Here is a 19,082-nt window from a genome sequence, read left to right as displayed (position 1 = left end):
TGGATTTGAGAAAGGGTTGGCCTATGAAAACAGAACTTTATATAATTGGAGGCTTTCTTGGCAGCGGGAAAACCACACTGCTGTTGAAACTGCTTCAAAAAGAAAAAGAAGCAGGCAGAAAAGTCGCTGTTCTGATGAATGAAATCGGTACGCTCTCGGTTGACTCGGCGCTTATCGGAGAAAAAACGGCTGTGCGGGATATGTTGAACGGCTGTATTTGCTGTACGATTAAAGATGAAATAGAAGTGGAATTACTGGCGCTTTACCGGGAACACCAGCCGGATGTCGTTTATATTGAAACGACCGGTGCTGCTCATCCGATGGAAGTGCTCGATGCCTGCATGTCTCCATCCATCGCGATGAAAATTGATGTAAAAGGCATTTTAACGCTCGTAGACTGTGCCCGGTGGGTGGAGCGGAACCGGCTGCCGATTGCCCATCGGAAGCTGATGGAGGATCAAGCACGCTGGAGTGATATTGTCGCACTCACTAAAACAGATTTGGTCGCCGAGGAAACCTTGGCAGTCGTTCGCAGAGATATCCGCTCACTCAATCAGAAGGTTCAGTTAATTGAAATAACACATGGAGAAGGAGAAGTTGTTTTTGGCAGTGGAAGCCAGTCACAGGAACAGCATCACGCCCGCCATCATCTGCATGTTCGAACATTTGCTTATGAATTCGTGAATCACGTACCGCGTGCTGCTTTTAGAAAGTGGGTAGAACATCTGCCGGATTCGGTGCTGCGCATCAAAGGATTCATCAAGTTTGAGGATTCAGGAGATCGGCCGGAGCTGTTTCAGTATGCGTATGGCGTTCCGTTTTTTCAGCCGCAGCCGATCAAGCGGCCGACGGTCATTGTTGTGATTGGGGAAGAGCTTCCGGAAGAGGAAATGCGTAAAGAGTTAAATAAACTCGAAGGCGTATTTTAAAAACCGGCCCGTATACGGGCCGGTTTTGGCTGTTCATTAAGCAGGAAGGTTTTGCAGGTACTCACGTACTTGCTCCGGAGACTTAGCATTTGCACTGTGCAAATGAGCTAATTTTTCGCCATCTTGAAAAAGAAGCAGGCTTGGGATGCCCATTACATCGTATTTTTGTGCAGCTTCGGGAAAATTATCCCGGTTCAGTTCAAACCAGCGGTATTGGCTGTAGTCCGCTATAATTTCATCAATAAACATATCCATTCTTGTGCAGTCCGGGCACCAGCCGGCGTGAAATTTAATGATGACCGGCTCACTGCCGGCAATAATTTCTTCGAATTGCTCTTGTGTTTGAATTGCTTCCATTCTGCTAACTTCCTTTCTGATTGGTTCATCGACTTTTGCACTCAGCGTATTTAAGTGTGAGACGCAGAAGCCGGAACATTTTGTTCAAGTTATTGTATCACGGTCCCGCTTAGATTTCTCCTATCTGAATCGTTTGGCTGTTGTAGAATGGAACAATAACGTTATAATAAGAATTGGTCTATTTTTACGAGAAAGAGGAGTTTACATGAATTCTCAACAACAATCAAGCCGGATCGACTACGGGTTGATTTTAATCTTGCTTATGCTGTTTGTTGTAAGCTGTGCAGCGATTTACAGTGCACAGACAACAGGTCAATATGGAACAAACTTTGTCGTCCGGCAAGTTATCTGGTACGCGATTGGGATCGGCATTATCCTGGTATTTATCCGGCTGGATTCAGACCAATTTCACGGCATGGCCTGGTATTTGTACGGTTTTGGCATTTTGCTGCTGTTGTTTTTGATCGTAGCACCATCATCTATTGCTCCAACGATCAACGGAGCGAAAAACTGGTACAAGCTTCCGGGCTTAGGAACCATTCAGCCGTCAGAATTTATGAAAGTATTTCTGATTTTAACATTATCTCGGGTAATGGTGAATCACCATTCTAAAAACCCTATTAAAACGATCAACAGTGATTGGATGCTTTTGCTTAAATTAGGCGCTATTACTGCTTTGCCGCTTGCGCTTGTGGTGCGGCAGGATCTTGGAACGTCTCTGGTTATTATTTCTATTTTGCTTGGCATGATTTTCGTTTCGGGTATCACGTGGAAAATACTCCTTCCTCTCTTTGGCAGCGCCGCTACTCTGATCGGCCTTGTGTTTTATATGGTACTCTGGCAGCCGGCAGTGTTAGAAAAATATCTCGGTGTCAGGCAGTACCAGTTCGATCGGATTTATTCATGGCTTGATCCGTATAACTATGAGAGCTCGATCGGTTTCCACCTGACCCGGTCGCTGCTTGCGATTGGCTCAGGCCAGACGATGGGCAAAGGGTTTGGCTACCGGGAAGTCTATCTGCCGGAAAGCCATACTGACTTTATCTTTAGTATTATTGGAGAAGAATATGGATTTATCGGTGCATCGGTTGTTGTAAGTTTGTTTTTTGTGCTTATCTATCACATTACAAAACTCGCATTGACCACAAAAACTCCTTATTATTCTTACATGTGCGCGGGCGTTATCGCGATGATTACGTTTCACGCGTTCCAAAATATCGGCATGACGATCGGCCTGCTGCCGATTACAGGAATTCCGCTGCCATTTATTAGCTATGGAGGCAGTGCGATGATGGGAAATATGATGGCTCTGGCGCTTATTTTCTCCATCACCTATAATGAGCGTCACTATATGTTTTCATCAGATCGATCATAACCCGCTTTTAAAGCGGGTTTTTTTTATGAACTTTTACAGCCTATAATCTATAATGAAATCATAGGAATAGAAGGGAGAGGATGGAATATGAATAAAGCGGTCACGTCAGGTATTCGGCGCCGTTATCTGCTTTTATCGCTGTCTATTCTGCTAGTATTGACAGCTGCAGGGACCGGCGCCTTTCTTTATATGAAGCATTCACAGGATGAATTGCGAGTAGAGCGAGAAAGATTGTACGATAAGCAGGTGAAATTGGAAACACTGCGCGATTCTTTAAATGATCTTTTTTTTCGGGCGCGGGGTTATATAGCATTTCGGGATAATGAGGAATTGAATCGTGTATACAAAGGCCTTAACGAAGTAGAAGGCGCACTTGAAGAGTTAAAAGGCGTTCGCTTAAATTCAAAAGAGCAGCAAATGACGGAAGAGCTGACAGAGTTTTTAAGCACATACCAATCAGATACATTGCCCACATTGATTCGCTTTGTGGAAGCAAATGATTATGCAGGTCTTCAAAACTATTATTCTAGCAGCGATATTGTTAATTCTGTGAACCAGTTTATGGAATATGTGAAGCGATATAAGGTGGATATTGATGATGATATTGAGGCGTTATCAAAGGAAATGATCGAACAGGCGAATGAGTTTACATTCGTAATGGTCATTTTTTTATTTTTACTATTTGCGTTTATTGCTTATTTAATCTGGCGCATGATGAAAGACATTGTCCGGCCGCTTGAGCAAATGAGACAGGCGACGGATGATTTTGCGTCCGGCAAAAGCTTTTCGCTGCTGCCGGTAAAGCGTAACGATGAAATCGGTGTGCTGTTTTCTTCATTTGGTTCCATGATTCGAACCATTCAAGAAAAAGAAGAAGAATTAACAGCTCAAAATGAAGAGCTGATTATGCAGCAGGAAGAATTACAGGAGCACCAGCATAAAATCGAAGAATCACTCCATGAAACGAAACAAACAAAAGAACGGCTGGAACGGTATAACGACTTGAACCATGTTCTTTCTTTTACTTTAAATAAGCAGGAGCTGGCTGATAGTATACTAGAGTATTTGGATTCGATTTATGAATTGGATCTAGGGATGTTTTGGATCCGGGAAAGCGGAGAGCGGGCGCTGAAAGGGATGACAGATGCCCTGTTCGAGGAGTTTTCAACGAACCGAACGGATTATATTGATCAGCGGTTAAAAGAGGATGATTTCTTCACGGTAACAAGAGAAGCTTCCCATGAAAAAGGGCTCGCTGCCGATTCTGTTTTGGTGCATGATTATTTTTCCGGCGTAAACAATCCGGAAGGAGACATGGTCGCTCTTTTTGGCGCTTCACGGATTGGCCGCGCTTTTTCTGAGGAAGAACAAAAAGAATTGCGGGGCTTACTAAATCGGGTTGCTTTAGCGATTGAACGTATTCAGCTGTACGACCGCAATGTCAAAGAGCGAATTTTAAACGAACGTATCATTAACAACATTAATGAAGGCATTCAATTTGTTGGCCACGACGGGTCTGTGCTCCAGCGAAACGAAGCTGTTTGTGAGATTATCAATTGTGGAGTACCGCTTGATGAAACCATTGAAAGAGCGCAATGGATTGATCACATTTCTAATCAAACAGATGACCCGGATCAAATGAGAGAATTTCTAGAAGGCTGTATTGATAGCGGGACACATCATGTGCAGGAGTACCGGTATCGTATTTTAGAGCCGGCAGAACGCGTGATAGAAGTGTATAGTGCTCCGGTTTTAGTAAATGAAGAAAAAATAGGCACCATTCTTGTTCATCGTGATATTACAAGAGAATACGAAGTCGATCAAATGAAAACAGAGCTCGTCAGCACAGTCAGCCATGAGCTTCGAACGCCGCTTTCAAGTGTGCTTGGATTTACAGAGCTTCTGCTTCATAAACAGCTGAAGCCTGAAAAGCAAAAGAAATATTTAGAAACAATTTACAAGGAAGCGAAAAGGCTGACAAACTTAATTAATGATTTTCTGGATTTACAGCGCATGGAATCAGGTAGCCAGGTCTATCAAATGGAGCCATTACAAATCAATGAACTGGCAGTAGAAGCGGTCGCCCGCTTCCGTACCGAAAGCAGTCATCCACTCGTTATGGTGGATGAAGCGGCTAATGTGCAGGTGGAAGGGGATAAAGAGCGTCTCGCTCAAGTATTAACAAATGTGATAGGGAATGCTATTAAGTTTTCACCGGACGGCGGACATGTAACGCTGACACTTTCAAACGATGAAAATAACGTAATTGTCGCCATTCAAGATGAAGGAATCGGAATTCCGGCTGAAGATATACCGAAGCTGTTTAATAAATTTCAGCGGATTGACAACAGCGCCCGCCGCAAAATTGGCGGTACGGGCCTTGGACTGGCAATTTGCAGAGAAATTATCGAAAAGCATAATGGGACGATTACAATCGAGTCAGAAGAAGGAAAAGGAACAATAGTCCGTTTTTCATTGCCGCTTCTTTCAACAGGCAGACATCGAATTGCGCGCCTAGAAGGCAATGAAAACAGTCCTTCCGTTATGATAGTAGAGGATGATATGAGCCTTGCTCTTTTATTATCGGAAGAATTAAAAATGAGCGGATTTACAGTGGTGTATCACATGAAACCTTCGGAAGCCTTTGAAGAAGCAAAGCGGACACCGCTTGTTGGAATTGTGATTGATCTGATGCTTGGCGACGATCTGAATGGCTGGGATTTGGTGGAGTGGTTAAAGAAAGAAGAAAAAACCAAAGATATCCCGATTATCATTTCTTCTGCTCTTGATCAGGCTCAGGGTAAAGGAAAATCATACCAAGTCAATCATTACTTAACAAAACCGTACCCGCCGACACAGCTGTCAAAAGCCGTACTTGGATTTTTAACCGAACCAATACAGCAAGGAGTTATTTTCTACCCGGAGAGAGGTTCTGAACAAGATGAAAGTAAATAAAAAATGGATTGTCCTTCCATTCGTTCTTTTGCTGTTGCTGCTGCCCTGGATTATATGGGAGCTTGGCAGCACGAGAGAAGAAAAAGTTGTAATTTTAGACAAAACTGTTCCGACCGATAATAAACGGGAGCATCGGGCTCTTACATGGGTACTGAAGCACTTTCGTTTTAAGACGTTTAGCGGAGAAGATGACTATTATGGATACTTTCCTGAAAGAAAAACAAAGGAACGGGCGCTTCCAGAGAAACTGGAGGATGCAGATGTCATTTATGCGGCCGATACATATGGCGTGTATGATAACGAAAATGACTTAGTCTATGGCGGTCTCGAAATGGATGAATGGGAAACGATCAAACAGCAAACGGCTGACCATCCGACCACTTTGATTATGGAGTTTAATACATTTGCTTCTCCAACAAAAGCCGATGTGAAAAAAGATGTGGCGTCTTTTCTTCATACAACGCCAACCGGATGGACCGGTCGGGCGTTCAGCGATTTGAGCAGAGAAAATGAAGAGCTGACCGATGGAATTCTCTCACTTTATGAAGCAGGCGGCAAAAAGTGGGCATTCGAAGGGGCCGGCTTTGTGCTTGTGAATGAAGATAAACAAAAAGTAATCGTGCTCTCTGATGAAGAGGGAGAAATAGAGAACGAGCGGTTAACGATGCGCTTTACAGAAGAGGGAAAACAAGTTACAGGCCTTGATAAAGGAGCGCCGTATTCGTACTGGTTCGATATAACCGTGCCGGACAATAAAGAAGATATTCTAGCAAACTATCAATGGAATTTGTCGGACAAGGGGAAAACGGTGTTAGAAAAGGAAGGAATTCCGCTTTCATTTCCTGCCGTTACCCACCATTCGTATGAACAATCGGATCTCTTTTACTTCGCTGGAGATTTTGCCGACACAGAAGACGTTTCTTTCGTTTATCGGTATGCCGGTTTTGCCTCCATGCGGGCGCTTATTACACCGTCCACGCTTTATCCGGAGCAGGCCTTTTTCTGGAAAACGTATGTGCCGCTCATGAAAGGTATTCTCTCAATGGAGAAAAAACCAGAAAAAGAAGCAGTGACTGTACCAGTGGAAGAGAAGGGTGGCCTCTCTTATACGTCCCGTTTAAATGGAGACCGGTTTGAAGTGTTTCAAAACGGCACATGGAAAACGATGACGGTAAAAGGGGTTAATATTGGAATGGGGAAACCGGGCGCTTTCCCAGGAGAAGCCGCTATTTCCGAAAATGAGTATTATGAATGGCTCACGGATATTGGAAAGTTAAACGCGAATACCATTCGCGTCTACACCCTCCATCCGCCGGGCTTTTACAACGCTCTGAAGCGGTATAACGAAGAGCATGCGGACAAGCCGATTTATCTCCTGCACGGCGTCTGGATTGATGAAGGGCCGTTAGAAGAAACCCTAGATGCGTTTACACCGGAAATTACAAAAGAATTTCAAGCGGAAATGAAACGGGTTGCGGATGTCATTCACGGTAATGCGGATATTCCAAAACGGATTGGTCACGCATCAGGAACGTATAGGGCTGATATTTCACCGTACGTAATCGGCTGGGTGCTTGGAATCGAATGGTACCCGTTTATGGTTGACAACATGAAAACGAAATACACAGATCTTGCGCAGTATGATGGAGAGTTTATCCGGACAGAGGACGCCGAGCCGATGGAAATTTGGCTGGCTGAGCAAATGGATACGATGATGAAATATGAAGCGGACCAGTATAAGTGGACACGGCCGATGAGCTTTACCAACTGGGTTACAACCGATCTGCTTGACCATCCGGCTGAACCGCAGGAGCAGGAAGATTTGGTTTCGGTTAACCCGAATAACATTAAACCGAAACAGAATATACAAATGTTTGCGTCCTATCATGCTTATCCTTACTATCCTGACTTTTTAAATTTAGAGGAAAAGTACTTAGCGTATAAGGATTCACGAGGTGAAAATAACAGCTACGCCGGCTACCTGCATGATTTGCGGGCCGCGCACGATATGCCGGTTCTGATTGCCGAATTCGGCATTCCATCTTCGCGCGGCATGACACATCGAAATGCTTTTGGCCTGAATCAGGGCTTTATGAGTGAGGAGCAGCAGGGTAAAGGCTTAGTTCATATGTATGATGATATTTTAGCTGAAGGAATGATGGGCGGACTTGTCTTTACGTGGCAGGATGAATGGTTTAAGCGGACGTGGAACACGATGGACTTAGATGATCCGGAACGCCGTCCGTACTGGTCGAACGCCCAGACGAATGAGCAGCAATTCGGTCTTCTCAGCTTTGATCGCAAGCTTATCCAAACAGACGGAAATACAAAAGACTGGCAAGGCATTGAGCCGTTTTATAAAGAAAACGATGATTTGTATGTCACACACGATGAACGTTACTTGTATATCCGGTCTAAGCTGTTAAACGGCAAGATGCCGACGCTTTATTTTGACGTACATCCAAGCATCGGAAGCAACAAGGCGGAAACTGTCACGTTCAAAGAAAATGATCCGGATTTTGTTCTTTCATTTGACGGGACAAAGGAAGGGAAGCTGAAAGTAGATGCGTACTACGACACATTTTTGTATCAGTATGGATTTGACGTTCCTATGTTAAAGTCTGCGTCGAAAAAACCGGTAAACAACAGTGGTGTCTTTAACCCAATCCGGCTTGCGCTCAATAAGGAAATCACCCGGCCGGATACAGGGGAAGTACTGCCGTTTGATCACTATGAAACAGGCGTGATGCGGTTTGGCAACGGCAACCCGGAATCGCCTGATTATGACTCTTTATCTGACTACTATGTAAATGAAGAAACAGGAGAGGTTGAAATTCGCATTCCGTGGCTGCTGTTGAATGTAAAAGACCCAAGCAGCCTGCAGGCAACAGGAGATGTTTTTAAAGAAGGAATAGAAGCAGAGCAAAAGATCAAAGGTATTGGGATTGCCGAGTCATTTGATCAAAAAACAACGGTGCCTGAAAAAGCAGCCTCCAAGATGAATATATATAAATGGGAGGGCTGGGACCAGGATACCGAATCAAACGAACGGCTGAAAGAGTCCTATCACATTGTTCAAAAACGATTTGCCCAGGAAGACGAATAAAAAAGACAGCCCACAGCGGGCTGTCTTTTTTTTAATCCAGAATACTTTCGATAAGTGATAAAAGTTCAATGGGGCTGAATGGCTTCGCCATAAAATAATCAGCCCCGTAGGACATGGCCAGTTCCCGGTCTGCTTCCTGGGCTTTTGCGGTAAGCATCATAACAGGTGTTTGAACGCCGTCCTTACGGATTTGCTCCAGCACCTCCATGCCTGTTAAATGCGGCATCATATAATCTAAAACAATTAAATCATATGTGCCGGACCGAATGCTGTCCAGTGCTTCCTGACCGTCTTCTGCCTCGGTAATCTCAAAGTCATCTTCAAGCGTATCGACAATTAACATACGCAAAATATCTTCATCATCTGCCACTAAAATCTTTTTCACATTTTCCCTCCTCCATCTGAGTTATGTGGAAATTCCTTTTCGTTTCATATTGCCCCAATTGTGCTTTTTACGGAAAGCGGCAAAGATTCCTTGGATGCGCCAAATAACCATAAAAGGCCGATACCAAAACGTTTCTGTCAGCGCCCAGAAATAAAGCCGAACCAAGTGGGAAACATTTGGATATTTATGGAGTGTCATTTCCTCCAGCAGTACAGCCAGCGCAGAAATAAATGACCCATAAAAAATGGTCACTAAAAACAGGATGCCGGCTGTTTTGGGATCAATTAAGGAAAAAAAGAACCCGCCAAAAATCATAAAGTATCCACCCAGTTCAAAAACAGCACCTAATAGCTCCACAAGTAAGAAATAAGGCATAGACAGAAGTCCGATTGAACCGTAGGCAGGGTTAAAAATCATTTTTTTATGTGTCCAAAGTGTTTCCCATAACCCGCGCTGCCACCGAATCCGCTGAGAACGCAATACTTCAAGGGATTCTGGGGCTTCTGTCCAGCATACAGGATCTGGGATATATTCAATCCGCTGCTTGGACTTTTCTTCCCGAAGCAGCCGGTGCAGTCTGACGACAAGCTCCATATCTTCCCCGACTGTTTTCCTGTTGTATCCTCCTGCGCGGATGACCCGTTCTTTATGAAAAACACCAAATGCCCCGGAGACAATTAGCAGGATATTCATCCGGCTCAGAGCAAGGCGGCCGATTAAAAAAGCACGGAAGTATTCGATGATCTGCATTAGTACAACCGGGTGGCTCGGCAGATTAATGGTTTCAACTTTACTTCTTGAAATCGTCGAGCCATTGGCAATCCGGACCGAGCCGCCGGTTACAATAATTTGGCCGTCCGACTCAATAATCGGCTTCATTGTTTTCAGGAGTGCATCGTTTTCTAAAACCGAATCACCGTCGATGGCACAGAAATAAGGATAAGATGCCAGGTTGATACCGGCGTTAAGGGCATCTGCTTTGCCTCCATTGGCTTTTTTGATTAAACGAATATATGGAAAAATAGAGGATTGATAGATTGTTTTGATTTCAGCCGTTTCCAAATAAGCACGAACGGCAAAAGACACTTCTGTCATTTGAAATTCTTCAATCATGCGGGCCGAAGTTTGGTCCTTTGACCCATCATCGATGACGATAATCTCTTTTTCCGGATATTCAAGCGCTAACAGCGAGCGGACTGTGCTGACTACGCCGACTTCCTCATTATAGGCGGGAACTAAAATAGAGACCGGAAAGGTCCGTTCATTTCCGGCAATGTCCTCCGTCGTTTCCCGCGGATCTAATTCACTTTCTCTGTATACTTTTCGAAAAGCCAGCCCAAACAAAAGAATATAGCTTAAGCTTGAAAAAAGCATATAAGCAATAATAAAGTACGAAAGAACAAGAAAAAATATATGCATTATCGGGCACCTCCAGGTCGAAATGTCTGCCATTGGGCAGCCATATCCCGGCCGTAGCGGTCAGGGTGATTCTCAGATAAATGCGCTAAAATCACATCTCCATCTGAAAAATGAGTATACGCTTCTGCCGCTGAATAGCGCACCCACCAAACTGAATCGCCAAGCAATGTACTTAAAGTCTGTTTATAGCGGGAAAACTGCATAATACCTGCAATTCGTGCTGCAAACATTCGCTCTGTCCAGAAAGGAGAATCAAAAAAGGGGGCCAGCAAATCCGGTTCTGACAAATACTCCAGCCGAAAGATCGTTTTGAGTGCCTGGATTCTTGTTTCGACTTGAGGGCTGGCCAGTTCTTTTTCTACCTGCGGCAAAAAAGTCATCGCTCCTGAATGAGCAATATAAGTAAAGGCAGCATGTTTGATCGTTTCATTTTCATCTTCGAGCGCGGCTTTCACATGCTTTTCAGCATTCGTTTTATTTAATCGGTGAAGTACATCTACAAACAGCCGAACAGGCGCGTTCGAAAAACGGTTTAACTCCTCAATGACAACATCTTCATTTAGAGAAGCCAGTGTCCGAATGAGCTGCTGGGTTTCCACGTCCAGTTTCCCAGCTTGCTTCAGCCGTTCACGCAGGATAGGTGCTAAAGAGCACATATGAAAATCTTCAATGTAATGAAGGGTGTTCACTCTCCGCGCCCAGTTGCGTTGATTTAACACGCGTGTATAGGGTTCTGTTAAAAATTCTTCCGACAGCTGCTGCACTAAAGGAGAGGCACTGCCTCCTTTTGTAAATGCCACGTAGCCGTTTAACAGCCGTTCCAGTACAACCTGTTGATGAGGAATCGATTTGACGGCATAAAGAAAACGCGCGTCTGATGGATCCATCATATAGGAAGCAAACGGCTCTGTTGAATGCGTATACTGGCTTTCTATTTCTTCTTCCAGACGCTGCCTTTTACGTTTGCGGATGACTAAATAAAGGAGCAGTCCCATTTGAAATAGAAGTAAGAGCACCGTCAAGAGAAGGAAAAAAGAGAGGGTCATTTAAACATCCTCTTTGTCAGGCGCTGTACACGCGCGACCACTTCCTGAGGGTGAAATGGTTTTACAATGTAGTCATCCGCTCCACTTTTTAGTGCTAAAACAATATCTGCTTCATTTGTCCGGGCTGTCAGCATCGATATGACAATGTTGTCATCCGGGAACCGTTTGCGGACATTTGACAGCACTTCAAGGCCATCCATTTTCGGCATAATACCGTCTAAGAGAATCATATAATTCTCATCAGCCTTGTACCAGTCTGACTCTAGGAATGTAATGCCATCCGGATATTCGTGGACAACCACATCGATTTCATTTGGCTTCCAGCCGGAAAACTGCTTCGACAACATTTTTCGCACCAGAAGGTCATCATCGATAATCATAATATTCAAATGGCGCTTAACATCACCGCTGTCAATTTCATAAATAACCGTTTGGTTTCGGCCGCTTCGTTTTGCTTTATATAACGCCTGGTCCGCTTCTGCCAAAACGGTAGATTCATTGATTCTGTATTCAGCTGCACCAGCAGAAAACGTCACATAAAAAGGATCAAAGCCCGGGACGGTAAATTCGGTTTCGGCCATTTTAGCACGAATCCGTTCAATTAAGACTGTCCCTTCCTCAGGAGTCGTATCTGCTAAAATTAAGGCGAATTCTTCCCCGCCATAACGGAAGAAATAGTCGGTTTCCCGCTTGAGTGTCAGCACGATAGAGCTGAAGCGGCGAAGCACTTCATCGCCTGCAGGATGCCCATATTGATCGTTTACTTTTTTAAAGTGATCCAAATCCAGCATCACAAGCGTAAATGTATGTCGTTTTCGTTCCGCTAAAGCAGACATTTGCGTAAGCGTTTGGGCGAACTGGCGCCGGTTGCCTGCGCCTGTCAGCTCATCGGTCAGTGCAGACTGTGAAACAGCCGATTTGTTTCTTAATCGGTTAGAAATATAAGGGACAAATAAGCTCATATTAAGCGGTTTCTGAATAAAGTCCATCGCACCCATTTCATAAGCGCGAATGGTATTTTCGACCAGATTGTTCGTACTTACCAATGTAATAGGGACATAACGGCTTCGGGCAATATCGCCAATTTGCGCCAGTACGTCGAATCCGCTCATATCGGGAAGGTGAACATCGGCGACAACCATATGGGGCTGAAGGGTATAAAAAAGTTCGACTCCTCGTTTTCCATTTAAAGCAATTACCACTTGTATGCCATTTTCTTCTAGTGTTTCTTTAATAAAAGAAGCGGATTCTGCATCCTCATCAATCAATAAAACAAAGCCGCTGTTTTCTTCGATGGAGTGAAGCGTACTTTCGGGCTGTTTCACTTCAGGCTGGGCCGTTAATTCTTTCTTATTGAAAAAACTTCTCATTAAAAAAATAAAGTTTTTTAATGAACGAACCGGAATAGTCGCCTCGCTTGCTTCAGAAAGTGTTTCCAACTGTGATGCACAAAAAGCAGACATTTCTCCCATGCCAATTGTGCCTGCTGTGCCTTTCATCGTATGTAAAAAACGGTATAAATCCCGTTCTTGGATGTGATCTTGTTCAAACCAGCTGGAAAACTCCTTTTCCATCCGCTTAGAAAGCATTGCCTGGTAATCGTTGCGGGCCATAATAAGTCAATCCTCTCAAAAGTAGTGAAAAGGTTCTGTTCATATTCTGCCTTATTATACTATATGTACCACTCTATCGAGCACATTAAGCGTCTTTCGTTTGAATAATGAATAGAAAGGGAATGAGTGTAAAAAAACGAGAATAAAGGAGATGGCGTTTTGAAGGCAATTGGCACAGCGTTAATCGGGTATGGATTTTCAGGCTCAACCTTTCACGCTCCATTTTTAAACAAAATGGAGGAGTTTCAGCTTGTCAGTATTTTGTCTTCTAAAAGAGAGAAATTAAAAGAGAGTTTTCCATCTATAGACGTTGTCCAACAAATGGACGACGTTTTAAATAACGCTCAGGTAGAGCTTGTGGTCGTAACCACACCGAGCAGTCTTCACTTTGATATTACGAAGCAGGCGCTTGAGGCAGGAAAACACGTCATTGTCGAAAAGCCGATGGTACCGACCGTTCAAGAAGCAGAAACGCTTGCTAACTGCGCAAAAAAACATAACGTGATGCTTAGTGTTTTTCAAAACCGCCGGTATGATGGAAATTTCCTGACTGTCAAGAAAATGATAGAAGAGGGTCGGCTGGGTGATGTTTACGTGTATGAAGCACACTATGACCGTTTTGAGCCGGTGATTGCCAGAGGCTGGCGTGAAGAGAAAAAACCAGCTTCCGGCGTTTTATATGATCTGGGGGCTCATTTGATTGACCAGGCTCTGTCACTGTTTGGGATGCCTGATAGTGTAACGGCAGATATTCAAAAGCAGCGCCCTCATGCACTCGTAGAGGATTATTTCCATCTTGTTTTAACGTACGGAACGAAACGAGTGATTTTACACAGCGGCATGATTACAGTGGAGCAAGGCGCCAAGTATAAAGTGCACGGTACAAAGGGAACGTTTATGAAGCGGGGGGAAGATCCTCAGGAAGAAGAATTGATAAATGGAGAGCCCCTGGAAAGTCCCGAATGGGGAATGGACCGGCTTGACCAGTATGGAACGCTTTATACAAAAGAAGGGGATGAAAAAATCGTAACACTTCCAGGTGATTACCGGCGTTATTACAAAGAAATTTATCAATGTATTCGTGATGGAAAGCCGTGCCCGGTTTCGGGAGAGGAAGGCGTACGAACGATCCGCGTTATTGAAGCGGCGCTCGAAAGCAGCCGTGACAAAAGAACAATTGAATTATAAAAACAGAGCAGCATAAGCCCTGTTTGAGATTGACGACAAAGTCGTCAATCTTTTTTTATGAAAGCTTTCACTGTTGAAAACGGCAGGTGGCTTTTCAGGAAATAGTGCTTCTTAAAGAGAGCCGATAGGGGAAGCTGGCCGGACTTTGCTTTCCGCGGGCAGTGCGGGAGCCTCCTCGGCGTATGCGCCTGCGGGCTCTCCCGACTCACTGTGCATCCCGCAGGAGTCTTCGTCCGGCCGGCTTCCCCATGTGTTTCGAAAAATCAGCAAAAAGCGCATCTCCACCTGCGCTTTTACCGCTTTGATGATAGGGCAAGTGTATCTATTAAGCTGTACAGTCTTGTTTAACCTCACAGGCGGCGGGTGTGCGGCGAAGACTCCTATGGGCTCAGCGCCTGCCCCATGGAAAGCGAAGCCGTGCGCCTGCCGCCTTATCGGCTCTCATCCCAACAGCCCGCATTCCTTGCATCAAAGAGAAGCGGAGAGTTACCTTAGCAAAAGATTTTATTTGTCTACAATCTGAAACAGGGTTGCCAAAGCCCTGTTTTTTCCTAAGCAAAAAAAGGGTAAAAAAAGGCTTGATAAAACGCTTACACCGATATATAATCTAATAAACCGGTTTAGTAAATCGATTTATAAAAAGAGGTGCAGAACAATGATTGTTATTCCGATGAATGCATTTGGCGAAGCAGAAGTAAAGACAAATGGACAGGTTCTTCTTTTTAAACAGCTTATTGAAAGCGATATCAAAGGAGTCGAAATTCGGCGTGAGCTTCTTACTCCTTTGGACAGGCCGCTGGAACAATTTCAAACGGAGCATTACACGGTTTATTCTGCACCTGTTGAACTATTTCAGGCAGATGGAGCTTTTAACAAGGAAAACCTGCAGATAGTCGTTCAGGAAATGACAGAAATAAGGGCGGATACGTTAAAGCTTCCGCTCGGCTCGTTTATGAAGGGAAAATCCAATGTAAAAGAAATGGACCATTTTTTTCGCAAAGCTCTTCCTGGTGGAACGCAGTGGCTTGTTGAAAATGATCAAACAAAGCAGGGCGGAACGATTAAGCCGCTGGCTGCTTTTTTAGAAATTTGTTCCGAGGAAGGAATGGAAGCCGGCCTTACATTTGATACTGGAAACTGGCGGTACACAGGTGAATCGGTTCAAAAAGCATTTCATGTATTGAAAAGCTATATTCGTTACCTTCATGTAAAGCAGGTGAACGAAACACCGGAAGGGCTTCAAACCGTTGCCATTCCTCTCGGGAAAAGCGCTGACTGGGAAATCATTTTCGAGCTTTTGCCTGCCGCAGTTCCAGTAGCGCTTGAGTTTCCGCTGTCCATGAATGATCTGTTTCTTTATAAAAACTATATCGAAAAAAAGAAGGCGGTTGTACAATGACTACCATAGAGGTTGTAACATTTGGCGAAGCGATGTCAATGTTTATGGCGAAAACTCCGGGCCCGCTGCACGAAGTAACCGAGTTTACGCAGGCGCTCGCCGGCGCAGAAACGAACACGGCGATCGGCCTTGCACGTCTTGGCTTTAAAAGCGGCTGGGCAAGCAAGGTGGGGAAAGATGCGTTTGGTGTGTTTATTTTAGCGGCTCTTGCAAGAGAAGGAGTAAATACTGATCACGTATGGATGGACGAACAATATCCGACTGGCTTTCAGTTTAAGTCCAAAGTGACCGAAGGCGATCCGCATGTGCAGTATCACCGAAAAGGCTCAGCAGCAAGCCGCCTAACCGAAGAAGAAATGAATCCGGCTTACTTTTTACAGGCGCGCCATCTGCATATAACAGGCATCCCGTTTGCTCTGTCTTCAGAAATGAGAGCGTTTTCCTTATCGGTTTTATCCACTATGAAAAAAGCAGGCAAAACCATTTCGTTTGATCCCAATTTACGGCCCTCCTTGTGGGCTTCAGCGGAAGAAATGATTGGCGTAACAAACGAAGCCGCATACCAAGCGGACATCGTGCTGCCGGGAATCGAAGAAGGAGAACAGCTGACAGGGTACACGAAACCCGACGAAATCGCTGATTTTTATAGAAAGCGCGGTGTACCGTGTGTGATTGTAAAGCTCGGAAGTGAAGGAGCATATGTAAAAACTGCCGCTCAAGAAGCAGTAGTGCCGGGTTATAAAGTGGAACAGATCGTTGACACAGTTGGTGCTGGCGATGGCTTTGCAGCTGGTGTGATAAGCGGTCTGCTCGAAGGATTGCCGATTGAAGAGTGCGCTCGGCGCGGAAACGCAATTGGTGCAATGGCCGTCGGGCATGCAGGCGATCATGAAGGATATCCGGACCGGCTGACATTGGCACGGTTTATGAACAAATTTGAAAAAGAGGTGGCATACAATGAAAACACAGCTCGCTAAATCAAGATGGCTTCGTCTCATTCCAGTCGTTTTTATTACGTATAGTCTTGCTTATTTAGATAGAGCCAATTACGGATTCGGCGCAGCCGGAGGCATGGCGGAAGATTTACATATTACAGCTTCCATGTCCGCGCTGCTTGGCTCTCTGTTTTTCCTTGGTTACTTCTTTTTTCAAGTGCCGGGTGCCCACTATGCTGAAAACCGAAGTGCCAAAAAACTGATTTTCTGGTCGCTGATTTTATGGGGCGGGCTGGCGACGGCAACAGGAATGGTCAGCGACGTACGCTTTTTGATTGTTATCCGCTTTTTGCTTGGCGTTGTCGAAAGTGCCGTTATGCCGTCTATGCTTGTGTTTTTAAGCCATTGGTTTACAAAAGCAGAGCGTTCCCGGGCGAATACGTTTTTAATTTTAGGAAATCCAGCCACCGTTTTATGGATGTCCATTTTGTCCGGCTACTTAATTGAATCGGTCGGCTGGCGCTGGATGTTTATTTTAGAAGGGCTTCCAGCTGTCGTTTGGGCATTCTTATGGTGGAAGCTTGTTGTAGATGAACCGAAAGATGCTAAATGGCTGTCAGACGGAGAAAAGCTGGACTTGCAGGTGGAGATTGAAAAAGAGCAGCAGGGAATCAAGCCGGTTAAAAACTATGCAGAAGCATTTCGTTCGAAAACCGTGATCCTGTTAAGTGCGCAATATGCGCTTTGGAGCATCGGTGTATATGGTTTTGTGATGTGGCTGCCGTCCATTTTAAATGCCGCGCCGAACATGAATATTGTCAAAACCGGCTGGCTTGCTTCTGTTCCATATGTATTGGCGATTGTCGGCATGCTGAGTGCCTCTTATTTTTCAGACAAAATGCAGAATCGCACCGCGTTTGTCTGGCCGTTTCTTTTAATTGGAGGCTTTGCGTTTTTAGGATCCTACATGATCGGCACAAGTCACTTCTGGCTGTCGTTTGTGCTGCTGATTATTGCCGGCGGTGCCATGTATGCACCATACGGGCCATTTTTCGCAATTATTCCGGAAGTACTGCCGCGTAACGTAGCAGGAGGAGCGATGGCGCTGATTAATAGTATGGGTGCGCTTGGTTCGTTTGCAGGTTCTTATTTCGTTGGCTATTTGAACGGGGCCACCGGAGGATTTGGGGCTTCCTACATGTTTATGTCAGGATCCTTATTCCTGTCAGCTATCCTGACGATTATTGCTGTAAAAGGCGCAAAGCCAAAAAAACGTCCCGAGTCCGCTTCCTCTCTTGGAATTGCGCAAAAAGAAGCGTAATATAAAAGAAAATTCAAATGATTTAAAGGAAGAGGACATATGAAACGGGTAACAATGGCGGATGTAGCGAAAAAAGCGGGTGTGTCGAAAAGTACCGTATCGCAATTTTTAAACGGACGATTTGAATACATGAGCGAAGACACAAAGAAAAAAATTGAGCGGGCAGTTCAAGACCTTTCGTACAGCCCGAATGTAATTGCTCGCAGTTTAAAGCAAAAAAGAACATCAATGATTGGTATTATTGTGGCCAATATCGTCCATGGCATTTCTACAGAAGTATGCCAGGCTATTGAGGATTACTGTCAAAAAAAAGACATCCATGCAATTGTATGCAATGCATATGACGACCCGGAAAAAGAAAAAAAGTATATTGATATGCTGCGCGCACGCCAGGTCGATGGGCTGATCATTTTTCCGTCCGGGGGCAATCAGGAATTATACCGTCAGCTGGAAAGGGAAAAATATCCGATCGTTTTTGTTGACCGTAAGATAGAAGGTGTAGAAGTAAGCACGATTGTAGTCGATAATCGAAGAGCTGTCCGCCAGGCAGTAGAATATCTAGTTGAAAAAAAGCATGACCGTATCGCGCTTGTGACGCCGCCAATGACGACGTATACACGGAGAGAACGGCTTGAAGGCTATAAGGAAGCGATAGAAGCAAGGGGATTGCCGTTTCAGGATCGATATGTAAAATCCGTTCCATATGAGGCGATTGTGCCATCTATGAAAGAAATGTTTCAGCAGCATCCTCCGACAGCACTCATAGCGGCCAATGATCTATCTTTTATGGAAGTCATGAAGTTTGCTAAAGAAAACAACTTGAAGATTGGCCAGGATTTAGCGTTGATTGTTTTTGATAATATTAAATTTGCTGATATTTACGAACCGGCTATTACAACGATTTCACAGCCGGCTTACGAAATGGGAACAAGAGCAGCGGAACTGTTGATTCAGCAAATTATGAAAAAGCCGGTTACCCCAAAGACGCATGTTTTAGAAACAAGCCTGCTGATTCGGGATTCGGCCCAATAGAGCTTTTTACAAAAGCTCTTTC

General features: G+C 44.6%; 15 protein-coding genes. 9 read left to right on the top strand and 6 right to left on the bottom strand.

What is annotated here, in order from left to right:
* Window positions 1–23: 23 nt before the first annotated feature.
* Window positions 24–929 carry a CobW family GTP-binding protein gene (locus tag RG959_RS17130; RefSeq protein ID WP_342798156.1) on the top strand — a complete coding sequence of 302 codons (906 nt, stop codon included), beginning with the start codon at window positions 24–26 and terminating at the stop codon, window positions 927–929.
* 36 nt (window positions 930–965) lie between these two features.
* Here the strand turns inward: RG959_RS17130 and RG959_RS17125 are convergent, their stop codons facing one another.
* Window positions 966–1,286, bottom strand: a complete 321-nt coding sequence (locus tag RG959_RS17125; protein WP_342798155.1) for a thioredoxin family protein — start codon at window positions 1,284–1,286, stop codon at window positions 966–968.
* Window positions 1,287–1,491: 205 nt separating this feature from the next.
* On the opposite strand from RG959_RS17125, the gene RG959_RS17120 reads away from it, so the two are divergent.
* From RG959_RS17120 to RG959_RS17110, 3 genes are all read left to right on the top strand, one after another.
* On the top strand, window positions 1,492–2,661 hold the full coding sequence (locus tag RG959_RS17120; protein ID WP_251269982.1) for an FtsW/RodA/SpoVE family cell cycle protein: 1,170 nt from the start codon (window positions 1,492–1,494) through the stop codon (window positions 2,659–2,661).
* A gap of 87 nt (window positions 2,662–2,748) precedes the next feature.
* Complete coding sequence (locus RG959_RS17115; protein WP_342798154.1) at window positions 2,749–5,616, top strand: ATP-binding protein; 2,868 nt, start codon at window positions 2,749–2,751, stop codon at window positions 5,614–5,616.
* A complete protein-coding gene (locus RG959_RS17110) occupies window positions 5,603–8,722 on the top strand; it encodes a hypothetical protein (protein WP_342798153.1) in 3,120 nt (1,039 codons plus the stop codon). Before RG959_RS17115 ends, RG959_RS17110 begins: the two co-directional genes overlap by 14 nt.
* 31 nt (window positions 8,723–8,753) lie before the next feature.
* Here the strand turns inward: RG959_RS17110 and RG959_RS17105 are convergent, their stop codons facing one another.
* Genes RG959_RS17105 through RG959_RS17090 form a run of 4 tightly spaced genes read right to left on the bottom strand, consistent with a single transcriptional unit; the run spans window position 8,754 to window position 13,185 of the window.
* Window positions 8,754–9,107, bottom strand: a complete 354-nt coding sequence (locus RG959_RS17105; RefSeq protein ID WP_251269979.1) for a response regulator transcription factor — start codon at window positions 9,105–9,107, stop codon at window positions 8,754–8,756.
* Between the two features lie 21 nt (window positions 9,108–9,128).
* Window positions 9,129–10,526, bottom strand: a complete 1,398-nt coding sequence (locus tag RG959_RS17100; protein WP_342798152.1) for a glycosyltransferase family 2 protein — start codon at window positions 10,524–10,526, stop codon at window positions 9,129–9,131.
* Window positions 10,526–11,572: a HEAT repeat domain-containing protein gene (locus RG959_RS17095; protein ID WP_342798151.1), complete on the bottom strand. Its 1,047-nt coding sequence runs from the start codon at window positions 11,570–11,572 to the stop codon at window positions 10,526–10,528. The genes RG959_RS17100 and RG959_RS17095 overlap by 1 nt, the downstream gene beginning before the upstream one ends.
* Window positions 11,569–13,185, bottom strand: a complete 1,617-nt coding sequence (locus RG959_RS17090) for a diguanylate cyclase (RefSeq protein ID WP_342798150.1) — start codon at window positions 13,183–13,185, stop codon at window positions 11,569–11,571. The genes RG959_RS17095 and RG959_RS17090 overlap by 4 nt, the downstream gene beginning before the upstream one ends.
* 159 nt (window positions 13,186–13,344) lie before the next feature.
* Here RG959_RS17090 and RG959_RS17085 point away from each other — a divergent pair, with 159 nt between their 5' ends.
* Window positions 13,345–14,373: an oxidoreductase gene (locus RG959_RS17085; RefSeq protein WP_342798149.1), complete on the top strand. Its 1,029-nt coding sequence runs from the start codon at window positions 13,345–13,347 to the stop codon at window positions 14,371–14,373.
* A gap of 111 nt (window positions 14,374–14,484) precedes the next feature.
* On the opposite strand, the gene RG959_RS17080 is transcribed toward RG959_RS17085, so the two are convergent.
* Window positions 14,485–14,643 carry a hypothetical protein gene (locus tag RG959_RS17080; protein ID WP_342798148.1) on the bottom strand — a complete coding sequence of 53 codons (159 nt, stop codon included), beginning with the start codon at window positions 14,641–14,643 and terminating at the stop codon, window positions 14,485–14,487.
* Window positions 14,644–15,028: 385 nt separating this feature from the next.
* Here RG959_RS17080 and RG959_RS17075 point away from each other — a divergent pair, with 385 nt between their 5' ends.
* From RG959_RS17075 to RG959_RS17060, 4 genes are read left to right on the top strand one after another with little or no spacing between them, the layout of a single operon-like run.
* Window positions 15,029–15,772, top strand: a complete 744-nt coding sequence (locus RG959_RS17075; RefSeq protein WP_342798147.1) for a hypothetical protein — start codon at window positions 15,029–15,031, stop codon at window positions 15,770–15,772.
* Window positions 15,769–16,749: a sugar kinase gene (locus RG959_RS17070; RefSeq protein WP_342798146.1), complete on the top strand. Its 981-nt coding sequence runs from the start codon at window positions 15,769–15,771 to the stop codon at window positions 16,747–16,749. The genes RG959_RS17075 and RG959_RS17070 overlap by 4 nt, the downstream gene beginning before the upstream one ends.
* A complete protein-coding gene (locus RG959_RS17065; protein WP_342798145.1) occupies window positions 16,730–18,028 on the top strand; it encodes an MFS transporter in 1,299 nt (432 codons plus the stop codon). The genes RG959_RS17070 and RG959_RS17065 overlap by 20 nt, the downstream gene beginning before the upstream one ends.
* Before the next feature lie 39 nt (window positions 18,029–18,067).
* On the top strand, window positions 18,068–19,060 hold the full coding sequence (locus tag RG959_RS17060) for a LacI family DNA-binding transcriptional regulator (RefSeq protein WP_342798144.1): 993 nt from the start codon (window positions 18,068–18,070) through the stop codon (window positions 19,058–19,060).
* The last annotated feature ends 22 nt before the right edge of the window (window positions 19,061–19,082 follow it).

Origin of the sequence: Domibacillus sp. 8LH (assembly GCF_038806185.1) — a bacterium.
In the GTDB taxonomy this organism is placed as follows: domain Bacteria; phylum Bacillota; class Bacilli; order Bacillales; family Domibacillaceae; genus Domibacillus; species Domibacillus indicus_A.
The sequence above is the reverse complement of the archived record's forward strand: the minus strand, read 5'-3'. Positions and strand labels throughout refer to the sequence as shown.